Genomic DNA, 24,082 nt, shown 5'->3' with positions numbered 1-24,082 from the left:
GCGCCTCCTGCTTCTCACAGGCGCCTTGTCCGATTCCTCAGTCAATGGGATTCCCTTCCAGGCCTTTCAGGAAGCGGGCCGCGATGGGCGCCGCCGTGGCTGAGCCCGCGCCGCCGCCCTCGACGACGAGCGAGAAGGCGAGGTCGTCCCTGTAGCCGATGAACCAGGAAAGTCGCCTGCCCGAACCGTGCTCCGCGGAGCCGGCCTTACCAGCGGTCCCGGGAGGGAAGCGAACGGCGTGGGCCGGGTCCTCGGAGACCACCGCGGGCAGCAGGGATCGCAACGCCTTGGTCACCGAGGGCTCCAGCGGACGCCGGGCCTCGCCGTCGGTGGGCACCTTCTCGGCGGGCACCAGCCTGGGCGGCTGCCACATGCCGTGGGCGATGGCGGCGGCGACCGCCGCCATGTTGAGCGGGCTCGCCCGCACCCGCCCCTGCCCGATCGAGGCGGACGCCAGGGCGGCGTCGTCCTTGGGGACGGGGAAGTCGGCGCGTACGGCGGGCACGCCCGGATCGAACGGCGCGCCGAACCCGAAGTCGCCCGCCACCTTCGCCAGCCGTTCGGCCTCGAGCGAGCTCACCGCCAGCGCGCCGACGGTGGTGTCGCACGCGTGGGCGAAGGCGGCACGGAACGGCAGGCCGCCGTACCCACGAGAGGACGGGTTGCGCAGCCGAACGCCGCCGACGTTCCGCCTGGCCGGGCAGCTCACCACCTGCTCGGCGGAGAGCCCGTCGGCGAGCAGGGCCGAGGCCGTCACCACCGTGAACGTGGAGCCTGGCGGGTACCTGCCCATGAGCGCCCGGTCGAAGCCGCCCCTGCTGTTGACCGAGGCCAGGATCTCACCCGTGGAGGCTTTCAACGCCACCAGCGCCGCCGGCTTCCCGGTCAGCGTGAGCGCGTCCGCACCGGCCCGCTGGACGCGCGGGTCGAGCGTGGTGGTGAGCGGCATGCGCTGGCGGGCGCTGTTCTCGGCGAGCGTCCTGACCGGCCTGCCGTCCTCGACCAGCTCGATCCGGGTGGGACGTCCCACGCTGAGCCAGTCGCGGAACCTCGGCTTGAGGCTGCCGGCCAGCTGCCGCACCGACCTGGGCGCGCCGGGGGTGTCGATGCGGCTGCCGTCCGCCGCCAGGATCGGCACCGTTTCGGGCCCTCCTGTGACCAGCCGCAGCGTGCGGCCAGGCTTGAGCTCGGGGTGGACGGTGGCCGGGCTCCAGGAGACCTTCCAGCGGTGCTCGTGCTCGACGAGGTTCAGCCGGCTCTCGTAGGCGAAGTCGGGTCCAGGGCCGGTGAGCGTGGCGGTGAAGGTCGCATGACCGAGCTCCTCGGTGGAGGCGGCGAAGACCCCGCTGGGGGTGTGGATCCTGAAGGCCATCGCGTCGAGCTCGAGGGCGCTGAACACGCCCCGGTGCACCTGCTCGAAGTCGGCAGGCGGATCGAGCACGAGCTCGCGCATCACCGTATATTCCTGCGCCGACCACGCGTTCAGGTATCTCCGGGCCGTCTCGTCGGCCGATCCCCGCGTGCGCGGCTGCGCCCAGATCACCCCCGCGACCGCGACCGTGAGCACCAGCCCCGCCGCGATCGCCCATGTCCGCCCGCGCCCGGGACGCCGTGGCGGAGTCTCCTGCCGCGGCTGCGTGCGCCCCTCCCCCTGTCCTGCCATGCCACTCACCCGCGCTCCGCACGCCGCGGGCGCCTCCCGTCACTCGCCACGGCGCATCGGGACATCTCCGGCAGGCGGCGCGGCGGATCCCGCACCGAGGCCGGGACCGCCGTTCCCGATGGCGCCCTCCTCGTCTTCGGGACGAGGCTGCCTGGCGTCATCGCCGTCGCCGTCGGTCGGCCGCGACGCGGGTCGGCAGTCCTGGGAGCACCCCTCGAACCTGTCCTTGTCGATGGGCCTGAACGACGTCGGCGGCACGCCCTTCAGCGCGCCGATCATCGTGTCCTTCCAGATCGGCCCGGGAAGGGTGGCCCCTGCCACCGCCCCGTAGTACTGCCCGCCGATCGTCACCCCTGTCAGCTTGTGGCCGCTGGAGCCGCGCGGGTCCCCGATGCTCACCGCCGCCGCCAGGTCCGGGGTGAAACCGGCGAACCACGCGGTCGCGTAGGCGTCGGTGGTGCCCGTCTTGCCCGCCGCGTCGCGCCCGATGCCGCCGACGCCTCGCATCGTGCCCTCGGTGAACACGCCGGACAGCACCTCCGCCGTGGCGTCCGCGATCCCTGGATCGAGCGCCTGGCGGCACTTCGGCCGGTACGTGGTGGCCCTGCCGTCGCGATCGGTGATCCGGGAGATCGCCATCGGCGCGCAGTACGTGCCGCGCGCCGCGATCGCCGCGTACGCGTTGGCCACCGTCACCGGGTCCATCTCGTTGATGCCGAGCGTGAACGTCTCGTACTCCTGCAGCTTGCGCCCGTCCGCGCGGCGGATTCCCAGCGACTTGGCCGTGGTGACCGTCCCGCAGAGCCCCACCCGCTGCTCCAGCTCCATGAAGAAGGTGTTCACCGAGGTCCTGGTGCCGGTCCGGAGGGTCTTCCAACCTGGGGAGCCCTCGTCGTTGGTGACCGTGTGCGTCGGGTCGCCGATGCTCTCGCCCTTGCAGTTCTTGAACGCCGAGTAGCCCGGCGCGCGATACCCGGCGCCCGCGCTCAGGCCGTCGTCAAGCTTCATGCCCTTCTTCAGCGCGTTGATCAGGGTGAAGACCTTGAACGTCGAGCCTGCCTGGAAGCCGACGCCTCCGCCGTGCTCGGCGTCCGCGACGACGTTGTAGGAGATCTCGTTCCTGGCCTTGCTTCGGCCGTACGGCCTGCTGGCCGCCATGGCCCTGATCGCTCCTGTGCCCGGCTGGGCCAGGGCCTCGGAGGCGACGGCGCGGTCGGAGGCGTGCACGTACTTCCTGATCGCCCGATTCGCGGCCGCCTGCGTCGCCGGGTCGAGCGTGGTCCTGATCGTCAGGCCACCGCGGTTGAGCATCTCCAGGCGCGCGCGGGCCGTCCTGCCGAAGTCGGGGTTGCTCAGGATCTCGTGCCGGACGTACAGGCAGAAGTACGGATGCGCACTGGACTCGCAGCCGCCGGGAATCTTCGTCCCCTTGTAACCGAGCTTGGTGGCCTTCGCCGCCGCGGCCTCCTGCGGGGTGATCCTGCCCAGCTCGGCCATCCGGTCGAGCACGACGTCACGACGCTTCAGCAGCCGCTCGCGGTGCTTCCTGCCGAGGTTCGGATCGGTGGCGTTCGGGTCCTGGACGGCGCCCGCCAGCGTCGCCGCCTGCGACAACGTGAGCTTGCCGGCCCTGACGCCGAAGAATCGTTTGGCCGCCGCCTCGACGCCGTAGGCGCTGGCGCCGAAGTAGGCGATGTTCAGGTACTTCTCGAGGATCTGCTCCTTGGTGTACTTCTTCTCGACCCCCATGGCGTACCGCAGCTCGTTCAGCTTGCGCGCGTAGCTGGCCTCCAGAGCGGCGTTGCGCTCCGCGTCGGTGGTGGCGGAGTTGAGCAGCACCTGCTTCACGTACTGCTGGGTGATGCTCGACCCGCCCTGGCTGACCCTGCCCGACTGCAGGTTCTTGGCCAGCGCCCGTATCGTTCCCTCGACGTCGATGGCGCCGTGCTCGTAGAAGCGGTCGTCCTCGATCGCGACGATCGCCGTCTTCATGACCTCGGCGATCGCGTCGAGGGAGACGACCTCCCTGTACTCCTCGTAGAAGCGAGCGATCTCGCGCCCCTTGGCGTCCTGCACGATCGTGACCTCGGCCGGCGGCGGCTCGACGAGGTCGACCGGCCCCAGGCCGACCGCTCCCTCCGCCGACACGAAGCCGAGACCCGCGCCCCCCACGGCCGGAAAGGCGATTCCCGCCACGAGTACGCCCGCCGCCGCTCCCGCGACGACGAGCCGTACGATCTTCGTCCCCCGACGTGACATCAGAGTCTCCCGAGCCCACGAGCCAGGATGGTGGCGGTGTCCGCGATGACCTTCTCGTCGGCGGGGGCGTTCGCCGCCTTCCGATTGGTGTAGACGGACATGATGATCGGGGCGCCCGACTTGCCCGGCCAGACGACGGCGATGTCGTTGGCGGCGCCGTACGCCGAGCTGGTGCCGGTCTTGTCGCCGATGGCCCAGCTCTTCGGCAGGCCGGCGCGGATGCGGGCATCGCCGGTCTTGCTGCCGATCAGCCAGGCGTTGAGCCGCTCCCTGTCCTTGACGTGAAGCCCGTTCCCGGTGGTGAGGGCGCGCAGGTCGCGGGCCATGGCCGCAGGCGTGGTGGTGTCGCGCCGCTCCTTGGGGTTCCAGTCGTTGAGCTCGGTCTCCCAGCGGTCAAGGCGCGAGATCGGGTCCTTCAGCGTCCTGAAGTACTTCGTCAGGCCAGCGGGACCGCCGATCTGCTTGAGCAGCACGTTCGCCGCGGTGTTGTCGCTCAGGGTGATGGCCGCCTCGCAGAGCCGGGCGACGGTCAGGCCGTCCGCGACGTGCTTCTCGGTGACAGGTGAGTTGGGCTTCAGGTCGGCGGCCGTCCACTTGACGACCTTGTCCATGAGACCCGGCTCGGAGGTGCGCGCCCTGTGCAGGACGGCCGCGGCGAGGACCGCCTTGAAGGTGGACAGCAACGGGAAGCGCTCGCCTGACCGGTACGCGATCGTCCTGCCGGTGGCCGTGTCCACGGCGTACGCGCCGATGCGGCCCTTGAAGGACACCTCCAGCGCGCGCAGCTCCTTCCGGGCGGCGGCCTCGGCCGCCCCGGCGGACAGCGGCGGCTGTACGGCGGTCGCGGGCGTCGCCGCAGCCGAGGCCGTGCCCGCGCCGAGGGAGCCACCCGCCAGGAGGGAGACTGTCAACGTGACGGCTTCCAGCGCTCCCGGTAGACGCCGGGCGCGGAGGTTTCGCATGGCATGTCCTTTAGCTATGTTCACCAGAAGGCAGGAGCAAAGCAGATCCGACGAGACGATGTCTAATAGCGATATTGGGGCACGCTTCATATCCGATCACGTATGAAACCTGGTCAGAGGCTTGGCGGACCGCACGGTGACACCGGCGACGTACGTGAGGATCTCGTACGGCCCGATCGCGTCGAGCTCCTCGACCACTTCGAGCCGCAGGCTGGCGGTGAACTCGGGGTCTGGGGAATGCGGCGCTCGCCGACGACCACCCTCACCGACCAGGACAAGCTCACCCTGCGGACCGCCGCGTGGGGCGCGATCTCGCTGATGGCCGCCGCCGGCGCCGCCGGCTCACCCCACAAGGCCGCCACCCACGGCTCCATCGCCCTGACCTCCGCGACCAGCCTGGCAGGGCACGTGCTCACCAAGGCGCCCAAAGGCGTGAAGTACGGCAAGTCCGTGGCCGAAGCCGGCCAGACCGGTCAGGAATCGAGAAGCGTCGCCCCCCGAGCCGCACCTAGCGTGACTGCCATGGACATCTCCCTCGCCGCGAGTCCGGCCTTCTCTCGCGACCGCCCGGAGGAGGAGTGACTTTGAGCGCCGTGGGTGCCACCGTGGCGGAGCCCGTGCGCGACGCCGGCGTGCGGCCGCCTGGTGGCGACCCGTCCCCGACCCTGGTGGTACCGTCCACGGGCTACTTCAGGACCGATTCGTGCCGATCCCGTCGCGCTGCCGCAGCAGCGGGTGACGGTCGCGCGCACCGGCTTCGACCCGCGGACGCCCGCGATGCCGTACCGCTGGTTCGGCATCTCCCCCGCCGTATCCCGCCGGCTGGGCGTGGGTGAGCGAGCTGCTCGACCTCTGCCACCTCGGCGGGCACGCCGCGTGGGCGGGCCCGAAGGCGCCATGGGCCGAAGCGAAGGAGCAGCAGACGTACTGCTCAAAGCTGGTTAGATCGAGCCAGGCGACGCCGACGGAGACCGCGAAAGCGGCACCCGTGTAACAGATGTAACAGATGGAGACACGATGAGCATGGCCCCGAGGCCGGACCCGCATTCGCCTGCGCTGCACGCTGCCGACAGCCACGATCTGATCCGCGTGCACGGCGCGCGCGTGAACAACCTCAAGGACGTCAGCATCGAGCTCCCGAAGCGCCGGCTGACGGTGTTCACCGGCGTCTCCGGCTCGGGCAAGAGCTCGCTGGTGTTCAGCACGATCGCCGCGGAGTCGCAGCGGCTGATCAACGAGACCTACAGCGCGTTCCTGCAGGGCTTCATGCCGACGCTGGCGCGGCCCGAGGTCGACGTGCTCGACGGGCTGACGACCGCGATCATCGTCGACCAGCAGCGGATGGGCGCCGACCCCCGCTCCACGGTCGGCACCGCCACCGACGCCAACGCGATGCTGCGCATTCTGTTCAGCCGGCTCGGCAAGCCGCACATCGGCTCGCCCCAGGCCTTCTCCTTCAACGTCGCCTCGATCAGTGGCGCGGGCGCGGTCCGCCTGGAGCGTGCGGGAAAGACCGTGAAGGAGCGTCGCGACTTCAGCATCACCGGCGGTATGTGCCCGCGCTGCGAAGGCCGCGGCAAGGTCTCCGACATCGACCTCAGCCAGCTCTACGACGACTCCAAGTCGCTCTCCGAGGGCGCGTTCACGATCCCCGGCTGGAAGTCGGACAGCTTCTGGACGGTGCGGGTCTACGCCGAGTCGGGTTTCGTCGACCCGAACAAGCCGATCCGCCAGTTCACCAAGAAGGAGATGCAGGACTTCCTCTACAAGGAGCCGACCAAGGTCAAGGTCGAGGGCGTCAACCTCACCTATGAGGGGCTGATCCCCAAGATCCAGAAGTCGTTCCTGTCCAAGGACAGGGAGGCGATGCAGCCGCACATCCGGGAGTTCGTGGACCGGGCGGTCACCTTCGCCGTCTGTCCCGAGTGCGACGGCACCCGGCTCACCGAGGCGGCCCGCTCCTCGAAGATCGCGGGCATCAGCATCGCCGACGCCTGCGCGATGGAGATCCGCGACCTGGCCGAATGGGTCCGCGGCCTCGACGAGCCTTCGGTCGCGCCGCTGCTCGGCAAGCTGCTGCACACCCTCGACTCGTTCGTGGAGATCGGGCTGGGCTACCTCTCGCTCGAGCGGCCGGCCGGCACGCTGTCGGGCGGCGAGGCGCAACGCACCAAGATGATCCGCCACCTCGGCTCGGCGCTCACCGACGTCACCTACGTCTTCGACGAGCCCACCATCGGGCTGCACCCCCACGACATCCAGCGGATGAACGACCTGCTGCTGCGGCTGCGGGACAAGGGCAACACGGTGCTCGTCGTCGAGCACAAGCCGGAGGCGATCGCGATCGCCGACCACGTCGTCGACCTCGGACCCGGCGCCGGTACGGCAGGCGGCACCATCTGCTACGAGGGGACCCTCGAGGGCCTGCGCGCCAGCGGCACCATCACCGGCCGCCACCTCGACGACCGGGCCGTCCTCAAGGAGACGGTGCGCACCCCCAAGGGCACGCTGGAGATCCGCGGCGCCACCCGCCACAACCTCCGGGACGTCGACGTCGACATCCCGCTCGGCGTCCTCTGCGTCGTCACCGGCGTCGCGGGCTCCGGCAAGAGCTCGCTGATCCACGGATCGATCCCGGCCGGCGCGGGTGTCGTCTCGGTCGACCAGGGAGCCATCAAGGGCTCGCGACGCAGCAACCCGGCCACCTACACCGGACTGCTCGACCCCATCCGCAAGGCGTTCGCGAAGGCCAACGGCGTCAAGCCGGCGCTGTTCAGCGCCAACTCCGAGGGCGCCTGCCCCACCTGCAACGGCGCCGGCGTCATCTACGTCGACCTCGGGATGATGGCCGGCGTGGAGACCCCCTGCGAGGAGTGCGAGGGCAAGCGGTTCCAGGCAGCGGTGCTGGAATACCACCTGGGCGGCCGCGACATCAGCGAGGTTCTGGCGATGTCGGTGACCGAGGCCCAGGAGTTCTTCGGCGCCGGTGAGGCGCGCACGCCGGCCGCGCACGCCATCCTCGAGCGGCTCGCCGACGTCGGGCTCGGCTACCTCAGTCTCGGCCAGCCGCTCACCACGCTGTCCGGCGGCGAGCGGCAGCGGCTCAAGCTGGCCACCCACATGGCCGACAAGGGCGGGGTCTACGTCCTCGACGAGCCGACCACCGGCCTGCACCTCGCCGACGTCGAGCACCTGCTCGGCCTGCTCGACCGGCTCGTCGACTCCGGCAAGTCGGTCATCGTCATCGAGCACCACCAGGCGGTCATGGCGCACGCCGACTGGATCATCGACCTCGGCCCGGGCGCCGGCCACGACGGCGGCCGGATCGTCTTCGAGGGCACACCCGCCGACCTCGTCGCTGCCCGCTCCACCCTCACCGGCGAGCACCTCGCGGCCTACGTCGGCACCTGACCGAGGGCCTCGCGGACGCCAGAGGCTCCTCTCCCCTGTTTCGACTCGTCCCCGGTGAACCGGGACCGGGGCCTCCGACGAGGAGGCACTCGCCGCAGGCTGGACGGCCTGCCCGGCTACCCCGCCTTCGCCCGCGTCGCCCTGGAGCAGGCCGAGGCCCGCGTCGCGGCGATCCAGACAGGGGAGATCCCTTACCAGGCGGACAAGGCGTTCGACTATTGGGAGACGAGAACTCTCGGGCGTGCCGTACGGCTCGCGCTCTACCGCGACGAGCCCTGGCTGCCCGCCCTGCTGGACCGGCTGCTGCGCGGCGTCGCGGTCGCGCCCACCCAGGCCAAGACGCTGCCCTCCCAGGCCCTGCTGTTCGAGATCGCCCGCGCGGTGGAGGACCACCCGACCCCCGAGGCGATCTCCTCATTGCGCGCCGCCCGCCGGACCACCCGGCACGCCGGGGTGCCCAAGCAGCTCGACCGCATGTTCAAGCGCGTCGAGCCCGCGCTGGCCGAGCGGCTGGAGGTGGCGTTCCGGCTACCCGACGGGCGGGTACGGCAGGCGTTCGGCGAGCACGCGGCGGTGATCTCGATCGACGGCGCAGCCGAGCTGTCATGGTGGCACGGCGACAGGAAGCTCAGATCTGTCCCTGCGGCCGTCAAGCGGGAGCATCCCGAGGAGGTGAAGCGGCTGCGCGAGCAGGTCAAGCTGGTTCAACAACAGCAGACGACCCTGGCCAGGGCGCTGGAGGCGAGCTACACCGCCGAGGAGGCTCCGCCGTATCGGCAGTTGGAGGGTCATCCGATCGCCGAGCGGCTGATCTGGGAGTTCGAGGTCTCCCCCGGTCTGTGGCGCAGCGAGCTGGGGCTGAACGTGCCGGACGTGCCGGTGCGGCCGTGGCATCCGGCCCGCGCGTCGGTGGAGGAGGTTCGGGCCTGGCGCGAGGTCGTGCAGGACAAGGAGCTGCGCCAGCCGTACAAGCAGGCTTTCCGCGAGGTCTACCTGCTGACGCCCGCCGAGGAGGAGACGCGCGACCATTCGCGCCGGTTCGCCGGGCATGTGGTTGACTACCGCAGGCTCCGCGCGCTGTTCAAGGCCCGGGGCTGGAAATCGAACTACCTGGGGCCGTGGGACGGCGGCTTCGACGGCGGCGACGGGCGGCGGCTGCTGGCCGGCGGGCAGTGGCGGGCGACGCTGGACCACGACCTCTACGAGGAGGGTTACGCGCTCACCGGGCAGGTCCTCTTCCACCGGCTGGTCGAGGGCGGGTGGCGCCTGGCGCCGCTGGCCGAGGTCCCCGCGCTGGTGTTCAGCGAGGCGATGCGGGATGTGGACCTGTTCGTAGGGGTCTGTTCGATCACGGCCGATCCCCAGTGGGCCGACAGCGGGCCGGACCGGCTGCAGGAGTACTGGCGGACCGGCTCGTTCGCGGCGCTGCAGCCCTCCGCCGAGGTGCGACGGGACGTGCTGTCCCGGCTGATCGGGCGTACGGCCATCGCCGACCGGTGTGCCTTGACCGACCGCTTCCTGGTGGTCAGGGGCGACCTGCGCACCTACAAGATCCACCTGGGGTCGGCCAACATCCTGATGGAGCCCAACGACGCCTACCTGTGCATCGTCTCCGCCCGCGACCCCCACGCCGGGCTGTTTCTCCCGTTCGAGGAGGACGGCCGGTTGGCGCTCATCCTCAGCAAGGCCTTCCTCCTGGCGAACGACACCGCCATCACCGACCCCTCGATCACCCGTCAGATCCGAGCCTGAACCACGTACGGAAGAGGGCGCCCTTCACCCCTGAACCGCCGAACGCGTGGCCGCAGGCGGCCCTGTCTCGGCGGTGAGCAAAGCGTCTCCCAGGGTTCGCGTGGGGCCGCTGCAGGGAATCCCGCAGAAGTCCGGCGGGCGACGAGAAGAGGCATGGTCATGGCGGAGAAGTTGTACGCCTCCTGGGCGTCGGGATACACGGCATTCCCCGAGACCGCCAATCTGCGGACGCTCCGCCAGGGCTTCGGGGTGACCTTCACGATCCCGCCAGGCCGGAGCGAATGGATCCATCTGCCGGTCCCCACGCCGGTGATCGTGGAGAACGACCGCGCCACCCTCGAGAAGCTGATGGTCCTGTTCCACGCGCGTCAGAACAGCGCGATCGCGGAGTTGCACGTCTTCGACGGTCCCCGCCGCATCAACACCTTCAAGGAGATGCGCAAGCAGGGCGATCATTCGCAGGGGGTGGACAGCGTGAACTCCTTCAGCGTCCGCCAGGCCAACATCGCCTTCGGCATCGGCGCCACACTGCTCGTCGTCAACCTTTCCGCCTCCAGCGACAGCGAGTTCTTCATCAGCGGCTTCGGTGGAGACTTCTTCCACAACGTCTGAACCCGCCTGACACGGCCGATCACGCCGTACGCGCCGCGCACCTGCGGCGGCGTTGACGGCGTGCACCTGCACGAGACAGCCGAACCGCGCCAGTTCCGGCATTGCTTCGCCGGCCTCACCCTGGCAGGCGGCGTGACCATCGACGTCCCGGTCCGCGCCCGGATCTTCACCTGTAGCAGGAGTTCCAGCGCGACCTCGGCATCGCCCGCCTGTTCATCTCCCGCGGCCTCGGTGTCGTCCACCACCTGAGCGGCCGGGTGGCGGTGGTGTGCCTCGGCAAGGTCGCCGGGATCGGCCCGACTCACGGCATCTACTCCAAGCCCGCCAGCCCTGCACTCCGGCGCTGCTGTCGGCCGCGTCCGGCGTCGGCGATAGCTGCGGTGGACGACCGGCACATCTATGGCCAGGACGTCGCCAACTTCGACACCCTCCGCGCCGCCGCCCTCCCCGCCAAGGCCTGACCTCCTTCCCCGGCCGGGCAGGCAGCGGCACCCCTGCCGGTAGGACCGGCTTGCCGGTTCGATGACCGTTTGGGGCCAGGAGTTTGGCAAGGGGTTCACGGACCCGCAACAACCCCTTCGTAGCCTCTTGAGATGGCACAACGGACATCGACCGCTTGGCCGCGTGTACTCGCTGCCCTCACCGTGGCCGCCTACGGAACCGGCCTGAGCGTGACGGCGATGTTGCCCCGCGATGACGTGCCCCGGAGCCTGCCGATCGCCGCGTCGATCTCTGGCTCGGGTTCGAGCGCGCAGAAGGGCGCGATGGACGCCTGGCGTGCGGAGTTCCACCAGATCCACCCAGAACTGCGGGTGGACTACCGGGCCAACGGGTCGGAGGCCGGCATTCGCGACTTCATCGCGGGCGCCACCGCGTTCGCCGGCTCCGACGTCGCGATGCGATCCGGCGAACAGGCGCTGGCCGACAGGCGCTGCGGCAGCCGCGTGGCGCACCTGCCCATGGTGGTCGGCCCGATCGCGTTGGCCTACAACCTGCCGTCCGTGCCGGGTCTGAAGCTGTCGCCCACCACCGTGACCGGCATCTTCAGCGGACGGATCACCAGGTGGGATGCCCAGGAGATCGCCGCCGACAACCGCGGCAGCCCTCTGCCGCACACCCGTATCCGGCTCTTTCATCGCTCCGACGACTCGGGTACGACCCATAACCTCACTGCCTATCTCAAGGCGGCGGGCCGCTGGCCGTACGAGCCAGGCAGGAAGTGGACCGGCTCAGGGCAAGGCGTCGCGGGCTCCACGGGGATCACCGAGGCCGTCCAGGACACCACGGGTTCCATCGGGTACGTGGAGTACGGATTCGCCAGCAACGCCCGCCTGCGCACCGCCAGGGTGCGCAACGCCTCGGGCCACTTCGTCGCGCTCTCGCCGCGGAGTGCCACCCAGGCTCTGAGGGGCGCCCGGCTCGTGGGCGAGAATGCTGGTCCGGTGGTGAAGCTCGACTACCTGACCGAAGCCAAGGGTGCCTACCCCATCATCCTGGTCACCTACGCGATCACCTGCTCGAACAACTCCGACCCGCTGGTGCGGACCTTCCTGCGCTACACCGCGAGCGACGCCGGCCAGTCGTACCTCTCCCTGCACGGCTACGCGCCCCTCCCGGACGACCTCCTCACCAAGGTGCGCGCCCGGCTCGACGCCACGCGCTGAAACTCGGGGCATCGCGCCGGCCGACTCCATGTCACCCGCGTCGCGGGCTGACGGGCGGTGCTTTCCCCACGGTGGTTCTTGCTCACACCGGCGACCCGACCGGGGAGGCATCAGCGTGCCTCCCCGGTTCAGGCCTCAGCTACACGTTCCCGCGTACGCCCTTGGCGAGCTCGGCCGTGAGCGTCCGGATCGCCGCCAGCCCTGCCGCCTCGTCGGGTGCGTCGAGCAGCGCCTTGACGAAGGCGGAGCCGACGATCACACCGTCGGCGAACCCCGCGACCTCGGCGGCCTGCTCCCCGTTGGACACGCCGATGCCGACGCAGACCGGGAGTTCGGTGGCCGCCCTGGTGCGCCGCACCAGGGCGGCCGCGGCCTCTCCGACGGAGGCGCGCGTGCCGGTGACCCCCATGAGCGAGGCGGCGTACACGAATCCCGAACCGGCCGCGGTGATCTCCTTCAGCCTCTCGTCCCTGTTGCTCGGCGCGACGACGAAGACGGTGGCCAGGCCCTGCTTCTCGGCGTGCTCGCGCCAGGTCGCCGACTCCTGGACGGGCAGGTCGGGCAGGATGCAGCCCGCGCCGCCCGCCTCTGCGAGCTCGACGGCGAAGCGTTCGACGCCGTAGCGGTCGACCGGGTTCCAGTACGTCATCACCAGGATGGGCTTGCCCGTGGCGGCGTGTGCCTCGCGGACGGTGCGCATCACGTCGGCGATCTTGAGCCCGCCGCGCAGGGCGATGTCGTCGGCCGTCTGGATGACCGGTCCGTCGAACACCGGGTCGCTGTGCGGCAGCCCTACCTCGACGACGTCCGCGCCGGATTCGAGGACCGCCTTGACCGCCTCGATGCCACCGTCGACGGTCGGGAAGCCGGCCGGGACGTAGGCGATGAGCGCGGAGCGGCCCTCGGCCCTGGCCCGGGCGAGAGTGTCGCTCAACAGCTGGATGTTGCCACTCACTTCGACTCCCCCTCGGCGGCGTCGTACAGCTCGAAGTAACGCGCGGCCGTGTCCATGTCCTTGTCGCCGCGCCCGGACAGGTTGACGACGATCAGTGCGTCCTTGCCGAGCTCACCGCCGACTTCCAGGGCTCCGGCGAGCGCATGCGCGCTCTCGATCGCCGGGATGATGCCCTCGGTCCGCGAGAGCAGCCGAAACGCCCGCATCGCCGCGTCGTCGGTGACCGGACGGTACTCGGCGCGGCCGATGTCCCTCAGATACGCATGCTCGGGCCCGATGCCCGGATAGTCCAGACCGGCCGAGATCGAGTAGGGCTCGGTGATCTGACCCTCCTCGTCCTGCAGGAGGTACGACCGCGAGCCGTGCAGGATGCCCGGCTCGCCCGCGGACAGCGAGGCCGCGTGCTCGCCGCTCTCCACGCCGTGCCCTGCGGCCTCGCAGCCGATGAGACGTACACCGCTGTCGGGAAGGAAGCCGTGGAAGAGGCCGAGTGCGTTCGAGCCCCCGCCGACGCAGGCGATGGCCGCGTCCGGCAGCCGCCCGGCCCGCTCCAGGATCTGGCGGCGGGCCTCCACGCCGATGACGCGGTGGAAGTCGCGGACCATGGCAGGGAAGGGATGCGGTCCCGCGGCCGTGCCGAAGATGTAGTGCGTCCTGTCGACGTTCGCGACCCAGTCCCTGAACGCCTCATTGATGGCGTCCTTGAGCGTGCGGGAGCCGGACTTGACCGGGATGACCTCGGCACCCAGCATCCGCATCCTGGCGACGTTGAGCGACTGACGCTCGGTGTCGATCTCGCCCATGTAGACGGTGCATTCGAGACCGAACAGCGCACAGGCCGTCGCGGTGGCGACACCGTGCTGGCCGGCGCCGGTCTCCGCGATGACCCTGGGCTTGCCCATCCGCTTGGTGAGCAGGGCCTGCCCGAGCACGTTGTTGATCTTGTGTGAGCCGGTGTGGTTCAGGTCCTCCCGCTTGAGGAAGATCCGCCCGCCGCCGGCGTGCTCGGCGAACCGCGGCACCTCGGTGAGCGCGCTCGGGCGCCCGGAGTAGTTGACGAGCCGATCCTCGAACTCCGCGACGAACGCGGGATCGGCCTTGGCCTTCTCGTACTCGACGGCGACCTCGTCCACGGCGGCGACCAGGGCCTCCGGGATGAACTTGCCGCCGAACGCGCCGAAGTACCCTTCGGCGCTGGGGACCTGACCCTCCGGGTCCGGGATGAAGAATTCGCTGGACATGCGACATGCTCCTATGCCGGGGCACACGCCCCGGATGTCTGGCTGTGATGGTCACGGAACGCGTATCCGCTGGTGGGGTGGAGGGGCCTTCCTCCTTGCCTCTCCCGAAAGGCGCGAGCCCTCAGCGGCCCGGTCTGCGGGCACGCTTGAGGAGCTGGGGGACAGCGCCCCCGGTGTCGGGTGAAGAGTCAGGGCAGGGGAGAAGAAATCCCCTCAGACACCCCGCGCCATGCGCGGCGCGCAAAGCCATCGCATGCCGTTGACCTGGCCAGGATCGGAGCCGATCGCGTACCGCACCCGGCGGCCGTGCACACGCCGCGCAGGCGCCCGGCAGCCGCGCGGGCGGCAACCAGGGGCAAGACGGGCGGCAACCGGCATGACCGGAAGCTTAGTACCTGGGGGGCTTGGGCACCATCATGCCCCGAGGCCGGGGAGCGTGGAGCTCGCCGCGGCGGCGGGGAGGGAGGCCGGCGGGAGGCGCGATCGTGTCAGTCGGTGCCGTCGTGGTGAACCATGGGTCCTGCAGCGCCCAGTACGGCTTTCGACGCATCACTGAGCCACGGCTTGGTGCTGCGGCCATTAGCGAGGTTCTCGTACAGAGCCAAGCTCGAGATGACGTACCGATGGCTGTTCTGGGTCCATCCCCAGATGTAGGCCGAGGACCAGCTTCCGCGGCCGTTGGCGCACAGCTGGGATCCTGGCCCTTTCATGGGACACATGAAGCCCCAGTCCCTCGAGCCTGCCTGGAGTCTGTTGAACGCGGTTTCGGCCGTGTCCGCGTCCTTGAAGGGAATGACCCGCACGACCACCATGATGCGATTTCTCTTCGTCGAGTTCGCGCTGGCGTAGATGCCCGAGATCATCCCGCGGCAGCGCGCCTTGCGCAGGACTTGCCGGACATGGCCTTCCTGGAACCAGGCGGGGCAGTCATCTGACCTGGTTCCCTTGAGGGTGTAGCGCACGCCCTTGCGGGTGGTGAAGGAGCCGGCGAGCAACGCGTCAGGCGTGATCGGGGTCTCATCGGTGTCCTCGTCGTCGAGGACGGACGGGTCGAACGGCTCCTCCGACGGGGAAGGGTCGGGCTCGGCGGTCGGAGAGTACGTATCAGAGGGTGTCGAGGGGGTGTCGGACGGCGAGACGGTGGGCGCGGCCGTCTGGTCCGAGGCGGCGAGGCTCTGGCTGACACCCGTCCTGACCAGGCGCTTGACGCCGACGATCCCTCCGGCCACCAAGGCGGCGACCAAGACGCTCGCGACCCCGCCGACCACCCAGCCCACCCGGGAACGCGGCGCCGGAGCCCCGTTCCTGAGCTCCTCGATCAGCGAGAACAGGACGAGGAAATTCGGGATGTCGCGGACGTGAGTGGTCGTCAGCGGCTGCCACTGCTCCCCCACCTTGGCCACGGCGGCGCCGTTCTCGACCCTGACCTCGCTGATTCTGTGCCACGGCAGCGCGCCGGTCGGAGCGAGCAACGCCTGCTGGGTGACGGTGATCTCACCGAAGGCGACGGGACGGCCCGCCTGCAGCGCCGCCCGTGCCTGCGGCAGATGCGCCCGCAGGACGGCCCCATGAATGGCGGGTCCCCACTCCTCCGCCCTGTCGAATCCATCGATCACCACCGCCGGCGCGACGCCGTCGTTCAGCGAGTACACGCTCCTGAACGGGTCGATGACATCCTTCAGCACCGTCACCGAGCCCCAGGGGAAGCCCTGAATCCTGCCATCGGCTAACCGGACGACCACCCCGTGCTCGAAAAGATGCAGCTCCCGATCCCACGGAGTCACTCCGTCCGCGGGCCCGTAGACCGCTTCAGGCCTGCCGATTCCCATGCGGGCGGCGATGTCCCTGATCTGATCATTCATGCCCCCATGTTCTAACATCTCTGGTGAACGCAGGCTTCGGAGCGAGACCTGGGCACAGGCCCGATGCCGTGGCCGCCGCACCTGCCCGCCACGATCCGGGTCGCCGCGACCGCCGGCCACCGTCCGGAGCCGTCGCCTCAGGTGGAGCGCAGGCGCTGTTCGTATCCCGCTGCCAGGATGAGATAGGCGCTGGCCGTCCAGGTGTAGGCGCGGTCACGGAGTCCTTCGCCGGCCGGGACGGTGAAGTTCAGGAAGGCGTTGACGAGAACCGACGCGGACGGCGGCGGCTACGACCGGCGCAGGATCCAGCCTTGCAGGGGTTCCCTTACGAAGATCTATCGACTATCGTCGATTGTCGATGAATACGGACGTGAAGCCGCTGGATCGGGCCGAGGCCGAGGAGTACGCGAGCTGGTTCAAGGCGCTGGCCGACGCCACACGCATCCAGCTCGTGTCGCTGCTGGCGCGGCGCCGTGAGCCGATGACCGTGGGCGAGATCGTGAGCGTCTCCGGCGTCGGCCAGTCGACCGTGTCGCACCACCTGAAGATCCTGGCCGAGGTGCGCTTCGTACTGGTCGAGCGGCAGGGAACCTCCAGCCTCTACCGGATCAACGAGGCCTGCGTGAGCTGCTTCCCCACCGCCGCCGACGTGGTGATGGGCAAGCCCGTACCGGCCTCACCCGCCTGCGACTGAACAGGAGATCTCGATGGCACATGACGAGGTCGTGAAGCGCTACTCGGGCCTGGCATGCGCCGCCCTCACCGGCAAGGTCGTCGTCGACTGCGACGCGGAAGAAGAATTCCACCAAGGCTGCTTCGGGACGGCCGGATACGACGACACCACCGGCCTTCCCGAGGGGGCGCTGCGGGCCGGCCCGGGATGCGGCGACCCGGTGGCCGTCGCCGGGTTGCACGCCGGGGAGACCGTGCTCGGCCTCGGCTCGGGCGGCGGCATCGACGTGCTGCTGTCCGCGCGCAGGGTCGGCCCGCACGGCAGGGCCTACGGCCTGGACGCCAGCCCCGACATGCTGGAACTCGCCCGCGAGAACGCCGCCCGGGCGGGCGTGAGCAACGTGGAGTTCCTGCACGGCAGGATCGAGGCCGTCCCGCTGCCCGGCCACTGCGTGGACGCCGTCATCTCCAACTGCGTGATCAACCTGTCCGACGACAAGCCCGCCGTCCTGGCCGAGGCCTTCCGGGTTCTACGGCCCGGCGGGCGGTTCGGGGTGAGCGACGTGGTCACCGACGGGCCCGTGGATCCGGTACGGCGGGCCGCCGCCGAGCAACGGGTAGGTTGCGTGGCCGGATCCCTGACAGTCGAGGAGTACCGCGCCCTGCTCGGCCAGGCGGGCTTCGTCGGCATCGTCATCACCTTCACCGCCGACCACGGTGACGGGGTCCGCTCGGCCATCGTCCAGGCGCACAAGCCCGCGATCGGGCCTGGCCTGGAGATCAGGCCGATGCGAGAGGCCGACGCCGGCCAGGTGCTGTCGATCTATCAGGCGGGTCTCGATACCGCCCAGGCCAGCTTCGAGACCGTCGCACCGAACTGGGAGGGCTTCACCGCCGGCAGGCTGCCGCACCTGCGCTACGTCGCCGTCGACACCGAGACGGACGAGGTGGTCGGCTGGGTCGCCGCGTCAGCCGTCTCGGCCAGGCCGGTCTACGCGGGCGTGGTCGAGCACAGCGTCTACGTCCATCCCGGCTGCCAGGCCCACGGCATCGGCCGCGCCCTGCTCACCGCGTTCATCGCCGCCAGCGAGGACGCCGGTATCTGGACGATCCAGTCAGGAATCTTTCCTGAGAACACCGCAAGCCTGACGCTGCACCAGGCGCTGGGCTTCCGCGTCGTGGGCACCCGCGAGCGGGTCGGACGCCACTACGGAGCCTGGCGCGACGTCCTGCTGCTGGAACGGCGCAGCACGGTGATCGGCACCTGACGCCGAGGCGGCTCCCCACCGCCTATGGGGCACCGCACGCCGCATCCGCACGCTGCTTGAGGAGCGGAGGGTGCCGGCTCAGGAGTCGGCGTGGGCCAGCCGCCACACCGTGGCGGTGACCAGCCGGGCTGCGGCCAGGAGGGTGCCCGCCTCGACGCGGTCCGGCGTCTCGGCTGGCGTCTGGTAGCCCGGCATGCCCATCCCGATGCCGATCGCGGCCAGTCCGGCCGCGGCGTAGCGGCGGTTGTCCGAGGCCATGGCTCCGGCCCGCAGGGGCACGCCCGTCTCGCGCCCGGCCTGGTCCAGGGCGGCGAGGAGGCCGTGCGCGGGCCCTCCCGCCTCAACCGAGGCGGCTTCATGGAGCTTGGCCGCGCCGTCGAGGTTGATCACCAGGGTGTCCGGCGGGACGGCGCGGACGTGATGGGCTGAGCCCAGGGCGCCTGCCTCCTCCGCGTCCAGGAAGGCCACCGACAGGTTGATCGGCAGCGCCTGTGCTGACAGCACGCGCGCCGCTTCCAGGATCGCGGCCACGCCCGAGGCGTTGTCCGCGGCGGCGGGCAGGCGGCGCTGCGGGTCGTCGCCTACGCCGTCATGGTGGGCGGTCAGCAGGACGCGTGGAGCTCCGTGGCTGCGGTTCAGGTGCGCGTACACGTTGAGACCGTCGACGCTGACCGACCTCAACGGCATCGAAGCCGTCACCTGGACGGCAGTGCGAGTAACCGCCTCGCCGAGCTCGCGGTGCAGATCGGGGCGCAGGGCGATGACCGGGACCGTGCGGACCCCTGGGCCGGCGATCATCTTGGGCATCCACCCGTCGGCGTCGGTTCCTCGTGCGGTCAGCACTCCGGCCGCCCCGCCTTCCTCGGCCCGCGCCCAGTCGGCGGCATCGCCCAGCACCCACCGGCCATGCACGTCGGCGGTGTCGGTCGGGGCCACCACTGGTGCGGCGTGCGCGTGCGGAAGCTCCGCCGAGGCCAGGTGCTCGACGAACTCCCTGCGATGCTCCAGGCGTCGCGTACGGCCATCGGCGGTCCACTCCAGGACCGGCGTGCCGTACAGCTCGCGCACGCTGGTGACGGTGAAGGACTCGGACTCGACCTCTGCGCCGAGAGCGCGGAGCTGTTCCGCGAGCCACGCCGCGGCGGACCGTCCACCGGCAGTGCCCACGCGACGACCGGCGTAGCGGTCGTGCGCGAGCTCCTGCACGGTGGCCGACATCCGCTGGACCGAGATCCGTCCCAGGACCGCCACGAGCGCCGGCGCCTGGATGAGCGGAGAGGACGTCATCCGCAGCATCCGGCCGCGTCGGCGCTCGAGGCCGCCGCCGCGGGCGCCTGCCCGCAGCAGCCGCCGGCCGCGGCTTCGGCGGCGGCGGTTTCGCTCCCGCAACAGCTCGTGGTCGTGGTCTCGGCGGTCGCCGTGCCGGCCGCCGGGGCGGGCGCGCCGCAGCAGCCTCCGGACGCGGGCGGAGCGAAAGCGTCCTGCAGATCGCCGATGAAGCCGCCGGAAGTCTCAGTCGTCACGACAAGACCCTCTCTAGATTCGATGAACATCTAAACAAGAGTGAGTCTGGCAAATAATTAGATGGTAGTCAATATAGAAGAACGTCTAATCAGCCTGGAGTTGCGTCATGATGTCGGCGACAGCGGCACGCGCGGTACGGCCGGCGCCGATCAGCGTGGCGGAGGCCGGTCCCGTCCAGTCGCCGTAGCCGAGCAGGTGCAGGCGCGGTTCGCCGACAACGCGAGCGCCGTCGACCGGGATGAGCCCGCCGGGACCGCGCAGCCGTAGCGGAGCCAGGTGGCCCAGTGCGGGGCGGAAGCCGGTGCACCAGATGATGGCGTCGCACGGCAGGCTGGTGCCGTCGGGCCAGGCGATCCCTTCGCGGGTGATGCGGCTGAACATCGGTTCGGCCTTGAGCACGCCGCGGTCGCGGGCTTCGCGGACCGGCGGGACGGCGACGATGTCGCCCAGGTCGCCGATGCCTGCTCCGCCCTCAGTGCGCCGGGTGGCCAGGGCGAACAGCGCCCGGCCGTCGACCTCGTCGGGCAGCAGGCGGGGCGGACGCCGCGTGACCCAGGTGGTGTCGGCGACGGTGGAGACCTCGGCCAGGATCTGGGCGCCGGAGTTGGCCCCGCCGACGATCACCACACGCTTGCCACGGAGCGGCTCGGGGCCCTGGTAGTTCACGGTGTGGAGCTGCCGGCCCCGGAAGTCGCGGATGCCGGGGTGGTGCGGGACGTAGGGGCGCCACCAGGTCCCGGTCGCGCTGATCACCACGCGGGCCCGCCACGTGCCCGCGCCGGTCTCGACCAGCAGCCGCTCATCGCCCCGCCGTACGGCATGGACGGTGGCGGGGCGGATCACGGGCAGCTCATAGCGCCGCTCGTAGTCGCCGAGGTAGGCGACGGTGTCCTCGGCGCCGGGGTAGCCGCCGCCGGACGGGGCGGGCATCATCCGGCCGGGCAGGGAGCTGTACTGGGCGGGCGAGAACAGGCGCAGGGATGGCCAGGCGTGCTGCCACGCCCCGCCGGGCCGGTCCTGGGCGTCGAGGATGACGAAGTCGGCCTTGGCCCGGCGCAGGTAGTAGCCGGCCGCCAAGCCCGCCTGGCCGCCGCCGATCACCAGGACGTCGACCTCGCGCGGACCTTCGGTCATGCGGGGGTGAGCTCCAGCTCCACCGACCTTGGCGCGGGCTCTGTCAGTGGCGCGAACAGGGCTCCCAGCCTGTTCACCGCCTCGGGGATGATCCGGTAGTAGACCCAGGTGCCGCGCCGCTCTCCGTCGATCAGGCCTGCCGTACGCAACACCTTGAGGTGGTGGGAGATGGTCGGGGCGGTCAGGTCGAAGGCGTCGGTGAGGTCGCAGACGCAGGCCTCGCCGCCCGCGTGTGAGCCGATCATCGACAGCAGGCGCAGCCGTACCGGGTCGGCGACGGCCTTGAGCATGACCGCGAGATCAGCCGCGTCGGTCTCCGACAGCGGCTCGCGCGCGATCGGCGCGCAGCACTGGATCGTGACAGCGGTCATGCGACACTCCCTACTTCGACATATATCGAAACTATAGGCGATGGTAGGCGACCAGAGCCAACGCGGCGATCACGCAGGCGACGGCCACCGCGCCCATCACCCAGCCGTAGCCGGCCGCCTGGGCCAGCGCCACCGCTCCGAGCGGGGCCAGGGCCTTGTCGGTGACGGAGAAGGCGGCGATGCGGCCCGACAGCGAGGCGTACGCCGTCGAGTCGTACCGCTGCAGGAGCAGGTGCGGCAGGGTGATGGAGGCGATGCCGAAGCCGAGCCCGAATCCCAGCACACAGCCGATCGCCCCCGGGACCGTGTGCCCGACCAGCGGCAGCAGCAGGACGGAGACCCCCTGGAGAGCGAAGATCGAAGCGGCGATGAGCGCGGCGGGCAGACGGCGCTGCAGGCCGGTGGTGAGCAGGCGCCCGGTCACCGACAGCACGCCCAGCAGCCCGGCCAGCGTCGCGGCCAGAACGGGTGGGTGCCCGAGGTGGACGAGGTAGGTGATGAGCAGCACTGCCATCACCGCCGCCGCGCCGCCGTTGGCGGTGAAGGCGATCACCAGCAGCCAGAACGGCCGCCGCCGGGTGGCTGCCTTGACGATGCCGGCACGATCTTCTGCTGTGGCGGGCTTCTGCCTGGTGCGGGGACGGCGGCGCACGACGAGCGCGTGCAGGGGGATCGCCGCCACGCCATAGATCAGCGCCAGGATGACGAGGGCCTGACGCCAGCCGTGCCACTCCACCAGCAGGCCGGTGAGCGGCAGGAAGATCGAGGAGGCGAACCCGGCGACGACGGTGAGCGCGAGCAGCGCGTTGGCCCGGCCGCGCGCGCGAGCAGGGCCGTCGAACCAACTGACGATGACGGCGAAGGCGCTCTCATAGAGCACCATCGAGCAGGCGACGCCGATGGCGGCGAAGACAGCGTAGAGCTGGGGCAGGCTGTCGACTCTGGACCAGGCCAGCACGGCGAGGGTGCCCAGGACGGATCCGGCGCTCATCAACCCCCGGCCGCCGTACGTGTCGAGCAGGCGGCCGACCAGCGGGGCGCACAGCGCGGCGACGAGGATCGCGGTGGTGAGAGCGGCGGCGATCTGGGTGGTGCCGGCCTGCAGGTCGGCCGCCATGGGGGTGAGGAAGACGGAGAAGGCGTAGTAGAGCACGCCGTACCCGATGGTCTGCGTGACGGCGAGGGCGGCGACGATCCGCCACCCACGGCCGGAGCGTGGCTGACCGCCGTCCCTGGTCTCGGGGACGGCGGTCTCGGCGTTGGTGCTCACCAGGCGGTCGCGTGTCCGGCCGACATGTCGATGCGTGCTTTCAGCCGCAGCAGCCGCCGCCGTCGGTGGAGGCGCCGACGGTGGCCAGGGGCAGCGGGGTGGCCAGCAGGCCGCCGCTGATACCGGTGGCCAGGCCGACGCGCTGCTCCTGGGCCTCGGCGAGGTTGGAGGAGCAGACGCCGGTCTCGGGCAGGTCGAGCTGCACGTCCCAGGCGGCCTCCCAGTCACCGGCGACCGCCGCGACGACCGAGCGGACCTGCTCGTAACCAGTGGCCATCAGGAACGTGGGGGCGCGGCCGTAGCTCTTGACGCCGACGGCGTAGTAGCCCGGCTCGGGGTGGGACAGCTCGTCGACGCCATGGGCGGGGACCGTGCCGCAGGAGTGCTGGTTCGGGTCGATCAGCGGGGCCAGCTGTCGGGTGGAGCCGAGAATCGGGTCGAGGTCCAGGCGCAGCTCGGCGGCGATGGAGTGGTCGGGCCGGTAGCCGGTCGCGGCCACGATGCGGTCCACGGTGACCGACTGCTCGACGCCGGACGGGTCACGGCTGACCACGATCGCCTGGCCGCCGCTACGGGTGACAGAGTGAGCGAAGAAGCCGGTGACCAGGGTGATGCGGCCCGAGTCGACGTGTGCTCGAAGCCGGGTGCCGATCGCGCCGCGAGCCGGAAGGGCGTCCGCACCGCCGCCGCCGTAGGTGCGGCTGGCATCGGTGGCCCGGATCGCCCACGTGATCTGCGAGTCCTCCAGCTCGGCCAGGGCGAGCAGGGTGGTGGCGGCCGAGTGGCCGGCGCCGACGACGAGCGTGTGCCTGCCCTCGTAGCGCTCGCGATCGGCGCCGAGGACGTCGGGCAGGGCGTGGTCGACCTCCACGGAGTTCTCGCCGTGTGCGGGCAGGCCGCTGGCGCCCAGAACGTTCGGCGTGACGTAGGTGCCGGAGGCGTCGATGATCGCGCGGGCGCGCAGCTCCTCGCCGCCGTCGAGCCGGATCAGGAACGGGACGTCTTCGCGGCCGTTGGTCCGGACCCGGTCGTAGCCGAGGCGGCTGATCGCCGCCACCTTGGCGTGCAGCCGTACCTTGTCGCCGAACAGCTTGGCCAGCGGGGCGAGGTAATCAGTGATCAGCTCGGCTCCGGTGGGCAGCCACTCGGGGTCGGGCTCGCTCCAGCCGTCGGCCTTCAGCAGGCGCCTGGCGGCGGCGTCGATGTTGAACTTCCACGGGCTGAACACGCGGACGTGGCCCCACCGGGCGACCGAGGCGGCGACCTGCTCGCCGGCCTCCAGGACCAGGAAGTCCTGGCCGCGCTCGGCCAGGTGGGCGGCGGCGGCCAGTCCGACGGGACCTGCGCCGATCACCACGACCGGCAGCGCGCCGGTGGCACCGGAGGTGGCGATCTGCTCAAGCTCAAGGGACGCGGTGGTGCCGCAGCAGCTGTCGCTCATGAGGGCTTCTCCTGGGTCTCT

At 70.6% G+C, this 24,082-nt stretch carries 21 protein-coding genes; 8 read left to right on the top strand and 13 right to left on the bottom strand.

Annotated features, from left to right (window positions below):
- Window positions 1-37 precede the first annotated feature (37 nt).
- The 3 genes from ABFX50_RS04920 to bla are packed head-to-tail and all read right to left on the bottom strand — an operon-like array spanning window position 38 to window position 4,884.
- A complete protein-coding gene (locus tag ABFX50_RS04920) occupies window positions 38-1,663 on the bottom strand; it encodes a penicillin-binding transpeptidase domain-containing protein (protein ID WP_346143604.1) in 1,626 nt (541 codons plus the stop codon).
- Between the two features lie 39 nt (window positions 1,664-1,702).
- Window positions 1,703-3,922, bottom strand: a complete 2,220-nt coding sequence (locus ABFX50_RS04915) for a transglycosylase domain-containing protein (RefSeq protein ID WP_346143602.1) — start codon at window positions 3,920-3,922, stop codon at window positions 1,703-1,705.
- The gene (gene bla, locus ABFX50_RS04910; protein ID WP_346143600.1) at window positions 3,922-4,884 is read right to left on the bottom strand and encodes a class A beta-lactamase; all 963 of its coding nucleotides are present in this window, start codon (window positions 4,882-4,884) and stop codon (window positions 3,922-3,924) included. The genes ABFX50_RS04915 and bla overlap by 1 nt, the downstream gene beginning before the upstream one ends.
- 102 nt (window positions 4,885-4,986) lie before the next feature.
- Here bla and ABFX50_RS04905 point away from each other — a divergent pair, with 102 nt between their 5' ends.
- The 6 genes from ABFX50_RS04905 to pstS all read left to right on the top strand — a co-directional run bounded on the left by ABFX50_RS04905 (window position 4,987) and on the right by pstS (window position 12,323).
- The gene (locus ABFX50_RS04905; RefSeq protein ID WP_346143598.1) at window positions 4,987-5,466 is read left to right on the top strand and encodes a hypothetical protein; all 480 of its coding nucleotides are present in this window, start codon (window positions 4,987-4,989) and stop codon (window positions 5,464-5,466) included.
- A 435-nt stretch (window positions 5,467-5,901) separates the two neighbouring features.
- Window positions 5,902-8,295 carry an ATP-binding cassette domain-containing protein gene (locus ABFX50_RS04900; protein WP_379503886.1) on the top strand — a complete coding sequence of 798 codons (2,394 nt, stop codon included), beginning with the start codon at window positions 5,902-5,904 and terminating at the stop codon, window positions 8,293-8,295.
- Window positions 8,296-8,349: 54 nt separating this feature from the next.
- The gene (locus tag ABFX50_RS04895) at window positions 8,350-10,047 is read left to right on the top strand and encodes a DUF7737 domain-containing protein (RefSeq protein WP_346143596.1); all 1,698 of its coding nucleotides are present in this window, start codon (window positions 8,350-8,352) and stop codon (window positions 10,045-10,047) included.
- Between the two features lie 159 nt (window positions 10,048-10,206).
- Entirely contained in the window at window positions 10,207-10,659 is a 453-nt protein-coding gene (locus tag ABFX50_RS04890) for a DUF6623 family protein (protein WP_346143594.1), read from the top strand.
- Window positions 10,660-10,916: 257 nt separating this feature from the next.
- Window positions 10,917-11,120: a hypothetical protein gene (locus ABFX50_RS04885; RefSeq protein WP_346143593.1), complete on the top strand. Its 204-nt coding sequence runs from the start codon at window positions 10,917-10,919 to the stop codon at window positions 11,118-11,120.
- A 219-nt stretch (window positions 11,121-11,339) separates the two neighbouring features.
- Window positions 11,340-12,323, top strand: coding sequence for a phosphate ABC transporter substrate-binding protein PstS (pstS, locus tag ABFX50_RS04880; RefSeq protein ID WP_346143591.1), 984 nt, complete (start codon window positions 11,340-11,342; stop codon window positions 12,321-12,323).
- Window positions 12,324-12,462: 139 nt separating this feature from the next.
- On the opposite strand, the gene trpA is transcribed toward pstS, so the two are convergent.
- From trpA to ABFX50_RS04865, 4 genes are all read right to left on the bottom strand, one after another.
- Window positions 12,463-13,278, bottom strand: coding sequence for a tryptophan synthase subunit alpha (gene trpA, locus ABFX50_RS04875; RefSeq protein ID WP_346143589.1), 816 nt, complete (start codon window positions 13,276-13,278; stop codon window positions 12,463-12,465).
- Window positions 13,275-14,519, bottom strand: a complete 1,245-nt coding sequence (trpB, locus tag ABFX50_RS04870; RefSeq protein WP_346143587.1) for a tryptophan synthase subunit beta — start codon at window positions 14,517-14,519, stop codon at window positions 13,275-13,277. The genes trpA and trpB overlap by 4 nt, the downstream gene beginning before the upstream one ends.
- Window positions 14,520-14,732: 213 nt before the next feature.
- On the bottom strand, window positions 14,733-14,897 hold the full coding sequence (gene trpM, locus ABFX50_RS51275; protein WP_379503890.1) for a tryptophan biosynthesis modulator TrpM: 165 nt from the start codon (window positions 14,895-14,897) through the stop codon (window positions 14,733-14,735).
- A gap of 110 nt (window positions 14,898-15,007) precedes the next feature.
- The gene (locus tag ABFX50_RS04865; RefSeq protein WP_346143585.1) at window positions 15,008-16,381 is read right to left on the bottom strand and encodes a DUF6585 family protein; all 1,374 of its coding nucleotides are present in this window, start codon (window positions 16,379-16,381) and stop codon (window positions 15,008-15,010) included.
- Window positions 16,382-16,739: 358 nt separating this feature from the next.
- Between ABFX50_RS04865 and ABFX50_RS04860 the strand changes: the two genes are divergently transcribed.
- Window positions 16,740-17,075, top strand: a complete 336-nt coding sequence (locus ABFX50_RS04860) for an ArsR/SmtB family transcription factor (protein WP_346143583.1) — start codon at window positions 16,740-16,742, stop codon at window positions 17,073-17,075.
- Between the two features lie 13 nt (window positions 17,076-17,088).
- The gene (locus ABFX50_RS04855; protein WP_346143581.1) at window positions 17,089-18,321 is read left to right on the top strand and encodes a GNAT family N-acetyltransferase; all 1,233 of its coding nucleotides are present in this window, start codon (window positions 17,089-17,091) and stop codon (window positions 18,319-18,321) included.
- A gap of 78 nt (window positions 18,322-18,399) precedes the next feature.
- Here the strand turns inward: ABFX50_RS04855 and ABFX50_RS04850 are convergent, their stop codons facing one another.
- Genes ABFX50_RS04850 through ABFX50_RS04825 form a run of 6 tightly spaced genes read right to left on the bottom strand, consistent with a single transcriptional unit; the run spans window position 18,400 to window position 24,061 of the window.
- Window positions 18,400-19,608, bottom strand: coding sequence for a M28 family metallopeptidase (locus ABFX50_RS04850; RefSeq protein ID WP_346143579.1), 1,209 nt, complete (start codon window positions 19,606-19,608; stop codon window positions 18,400-18,402).
- Window positions 19,605-19,874: a hypothetical protein gene (locus ABFX50_RS04845; RefSeq protein WP_346143577.1), complete on the bottom strand. Its 270-nt coding sequence runs from the start codon at window positions 19,872-19,874 to the stop codon at window positions 19,605-19,607. The genes ABFX50_RS04850 and ABFX50_RS04845 overlap by 4 nt, the downstream gene beginning before the upstream one ends.
- Before the next feature lie 55 nt (window positions 19,875-19,929).
- Complete coding sequence (locus ABFX50_RS04840; protein WP_346143575.1) at window positions 19,930-20,979, bottom strand: ArsO family NAD(P)H-dependent flavin-containing monooxygenase; 1,050 nt, start codon at window positions 20,977-20,979, stop codon at window positions 19,930-19,932.
- On the bottom strand, window positions 20,976-21,350 hold the full coding sequence (locus tag ABFX50_RS04835; protein ID WP_183645563.1) for an ArsR/SmtB family transcription factor: 375 nt from the start codon (window positions 21,348-21,350) through the stop codon (window positions 20,976-20,978). The genes ABFX50_RS04840 and ABFX50_RS04835 overlap by 4 nt, the downstream gene beginning before the upstream one ends.
- 31 nt (window positions 21,351-21,381) lie before the next feature.
- Complete coding sequence (locus ABFX50_RS04830; protein ID WP_346143572.1) at window positions 21,382-22,620, bottom strand: MFS transporter; 1,239 nt, start codon at window positions 22,618-22,620, stop codon at window positions 21,382-21,384.
- Between the two features lie 40 nt (window positions 22,621-22,660).
- Window positions 22,661-24,061, bottom strand: a complete 1,401-nt coding sequence (locus ABFX50_RS04825; protein WP_346143570.1) for an FAD-dependent oxidoreductase — start codon at window positions 24,059-24,061, stop codon at window positions 22,661-22,663.
- Window positions 24,062-24,082: the final 21 nt, after the last annotated feature.

It is taken from the genome of Nonomuraea recticatena, assembly GCF_039533245.1.
Taxonomy (GTDB): Bacteria; Actinomycetota; Actinomycetes; order Streptosporangiales; family Streptosporangiaceae; genus Nonomuraea; species Nonomuraea roseola.
The sequence above is the reverse complement of the archived record's forward strand: the minus strand, read 5'-3'. Positions and strand labels throughout refer to the sequence as shown.

What these genes read in the sequence shown, in the direction of transcription:
- ABFX50_RS04920 (WP_346143604.1), bottom strand. Translation starts at nt 1,663, where the DNA reads ATGGCAGGACAGGGGGAGGGGCGCACGCAGCCGCGGCAGGAGACTCCG.
- ABFX50_RS04915 (WP_346143602.1), bottom strand. Translation starts at nt 3,922, where the DNA reads ATGTCACGTCGGGGGACGAAGATCGTACGGCTCGTCGTCGCGGGAGCG.
- bla (WP_346143600.1), bottom strand. Translation starts at nt 4,884, where the DNA reads ATGCGAAACCTCCGCGCCCGGCGTCTACCGGGAGCGCTGGAAGCCGTC.
- ABFX50_RS04905 (WP_346143598.1), top strand. Translation starts at nt 4,987, where the DNA reads ATGAAACCTGGTCAGAGGCTTGGCGGACCGCACGGTGACACCGGCGAC.
- ABFX50_RS04900 (WP_379503886.1), top strand. Translation starts at nt 5,902, where the DNA reads ATGAGCATGGCCCCGAGGCCGGACCCGCATTCGCCTGCGCTGCACGCT.
- ABFX50_RS04890 (WP_346143594.1), top strand. Translation starts at nt 10,207, where the DNA reads ATGGCGGAGAAGTTGTACGCCTCCTGGGCGTCGGGATACACGGCATTC.
- pstS (WP_346143591.1), top strand. Translation starts at nt 11,340, where the DNA reads ATGTTGCCCCGCGATGACGTGCCCCGGAGCCTGCCGATCGCCGCGTCG.
- trpB (WP_346143587.1), bottom strand. Translation starts at nt 14,519, where the DNA reads ATGTCCAGCGAATTCTTCATCCCGGACCCGGAGGGTCAGGTCCCCAGC.
- trpM (WP_379503890.1), bottom strand. Translation starts at nt 14,897, where the DNA reads ATGCCGGTTGCCGCCCGTCTTGCCCCTGGTTGCCGCCCGCGCGGCTGC.
- ABFX50_RS04865 (WP_346143585.1), bottom strand. Translation starts at nt 16,381, where the DNA reads ATGAATGATCAGATCAGGGACATCGCCGCCCGCATGGGAATCGGCAGG.
- ABFX50_RS04860 (WP_346143583.1), top strand. Translation starts at nt 16,740, where the DNA reads ATGAATACGGACGTGAAGCCGCTGGATCGGGCCGAGGCCGAGGAGTAC.
- ABFX50_RS04855 (WP_346143581.1), top strand. Translation starts at nt 17,089, where the DNA reads ATGGCACATGACGAGGTCGTGAAGCGCTACTCGGGCCTGGCATGCGCC.
- ABFX50_RS04850 (WP_346143579.1), bottom strand. Translation starts at nt 19,608, where the DNA reads ATGACGTCCTCTCCGCTCATCCAGGCGCCGGCGCTCGTGGCGGTCCTG.
- ABFX50_RS04845 (WP_346143577.1), bottom strand. Translation starts at nt 19,874, where the DNA reads ATGTTCATCGAATCTAGAGAGGGTCTTGTCGTGACGACTGAGACTTCC.
- ABFX50_RS04840 (WP_346143575.1), bottom strand. Translation starts at nt 20,979, where the DNA reads ATGACCGAAGGTCCGCGCGAGGTCGACGTCCTGGTGATCGGCGGCGGC.
- ABFX50_RS04835 (WP_183645563.1), bottom strand. Translation starts at nt 21,350, where the DNA reads ATGACCGCTGTCACGATCCAGTGCTGCGCGCCGATCGCGCGCGAGCCG.
- ABFX50_RS04825 (WP_346143570.1), bottom strand. Translation starts at nt 24,061, where the DNA reads ATGAGCGACAGCTGCTGCGGCACCACCGCGTCCCTTGAGCTTGAGCAG.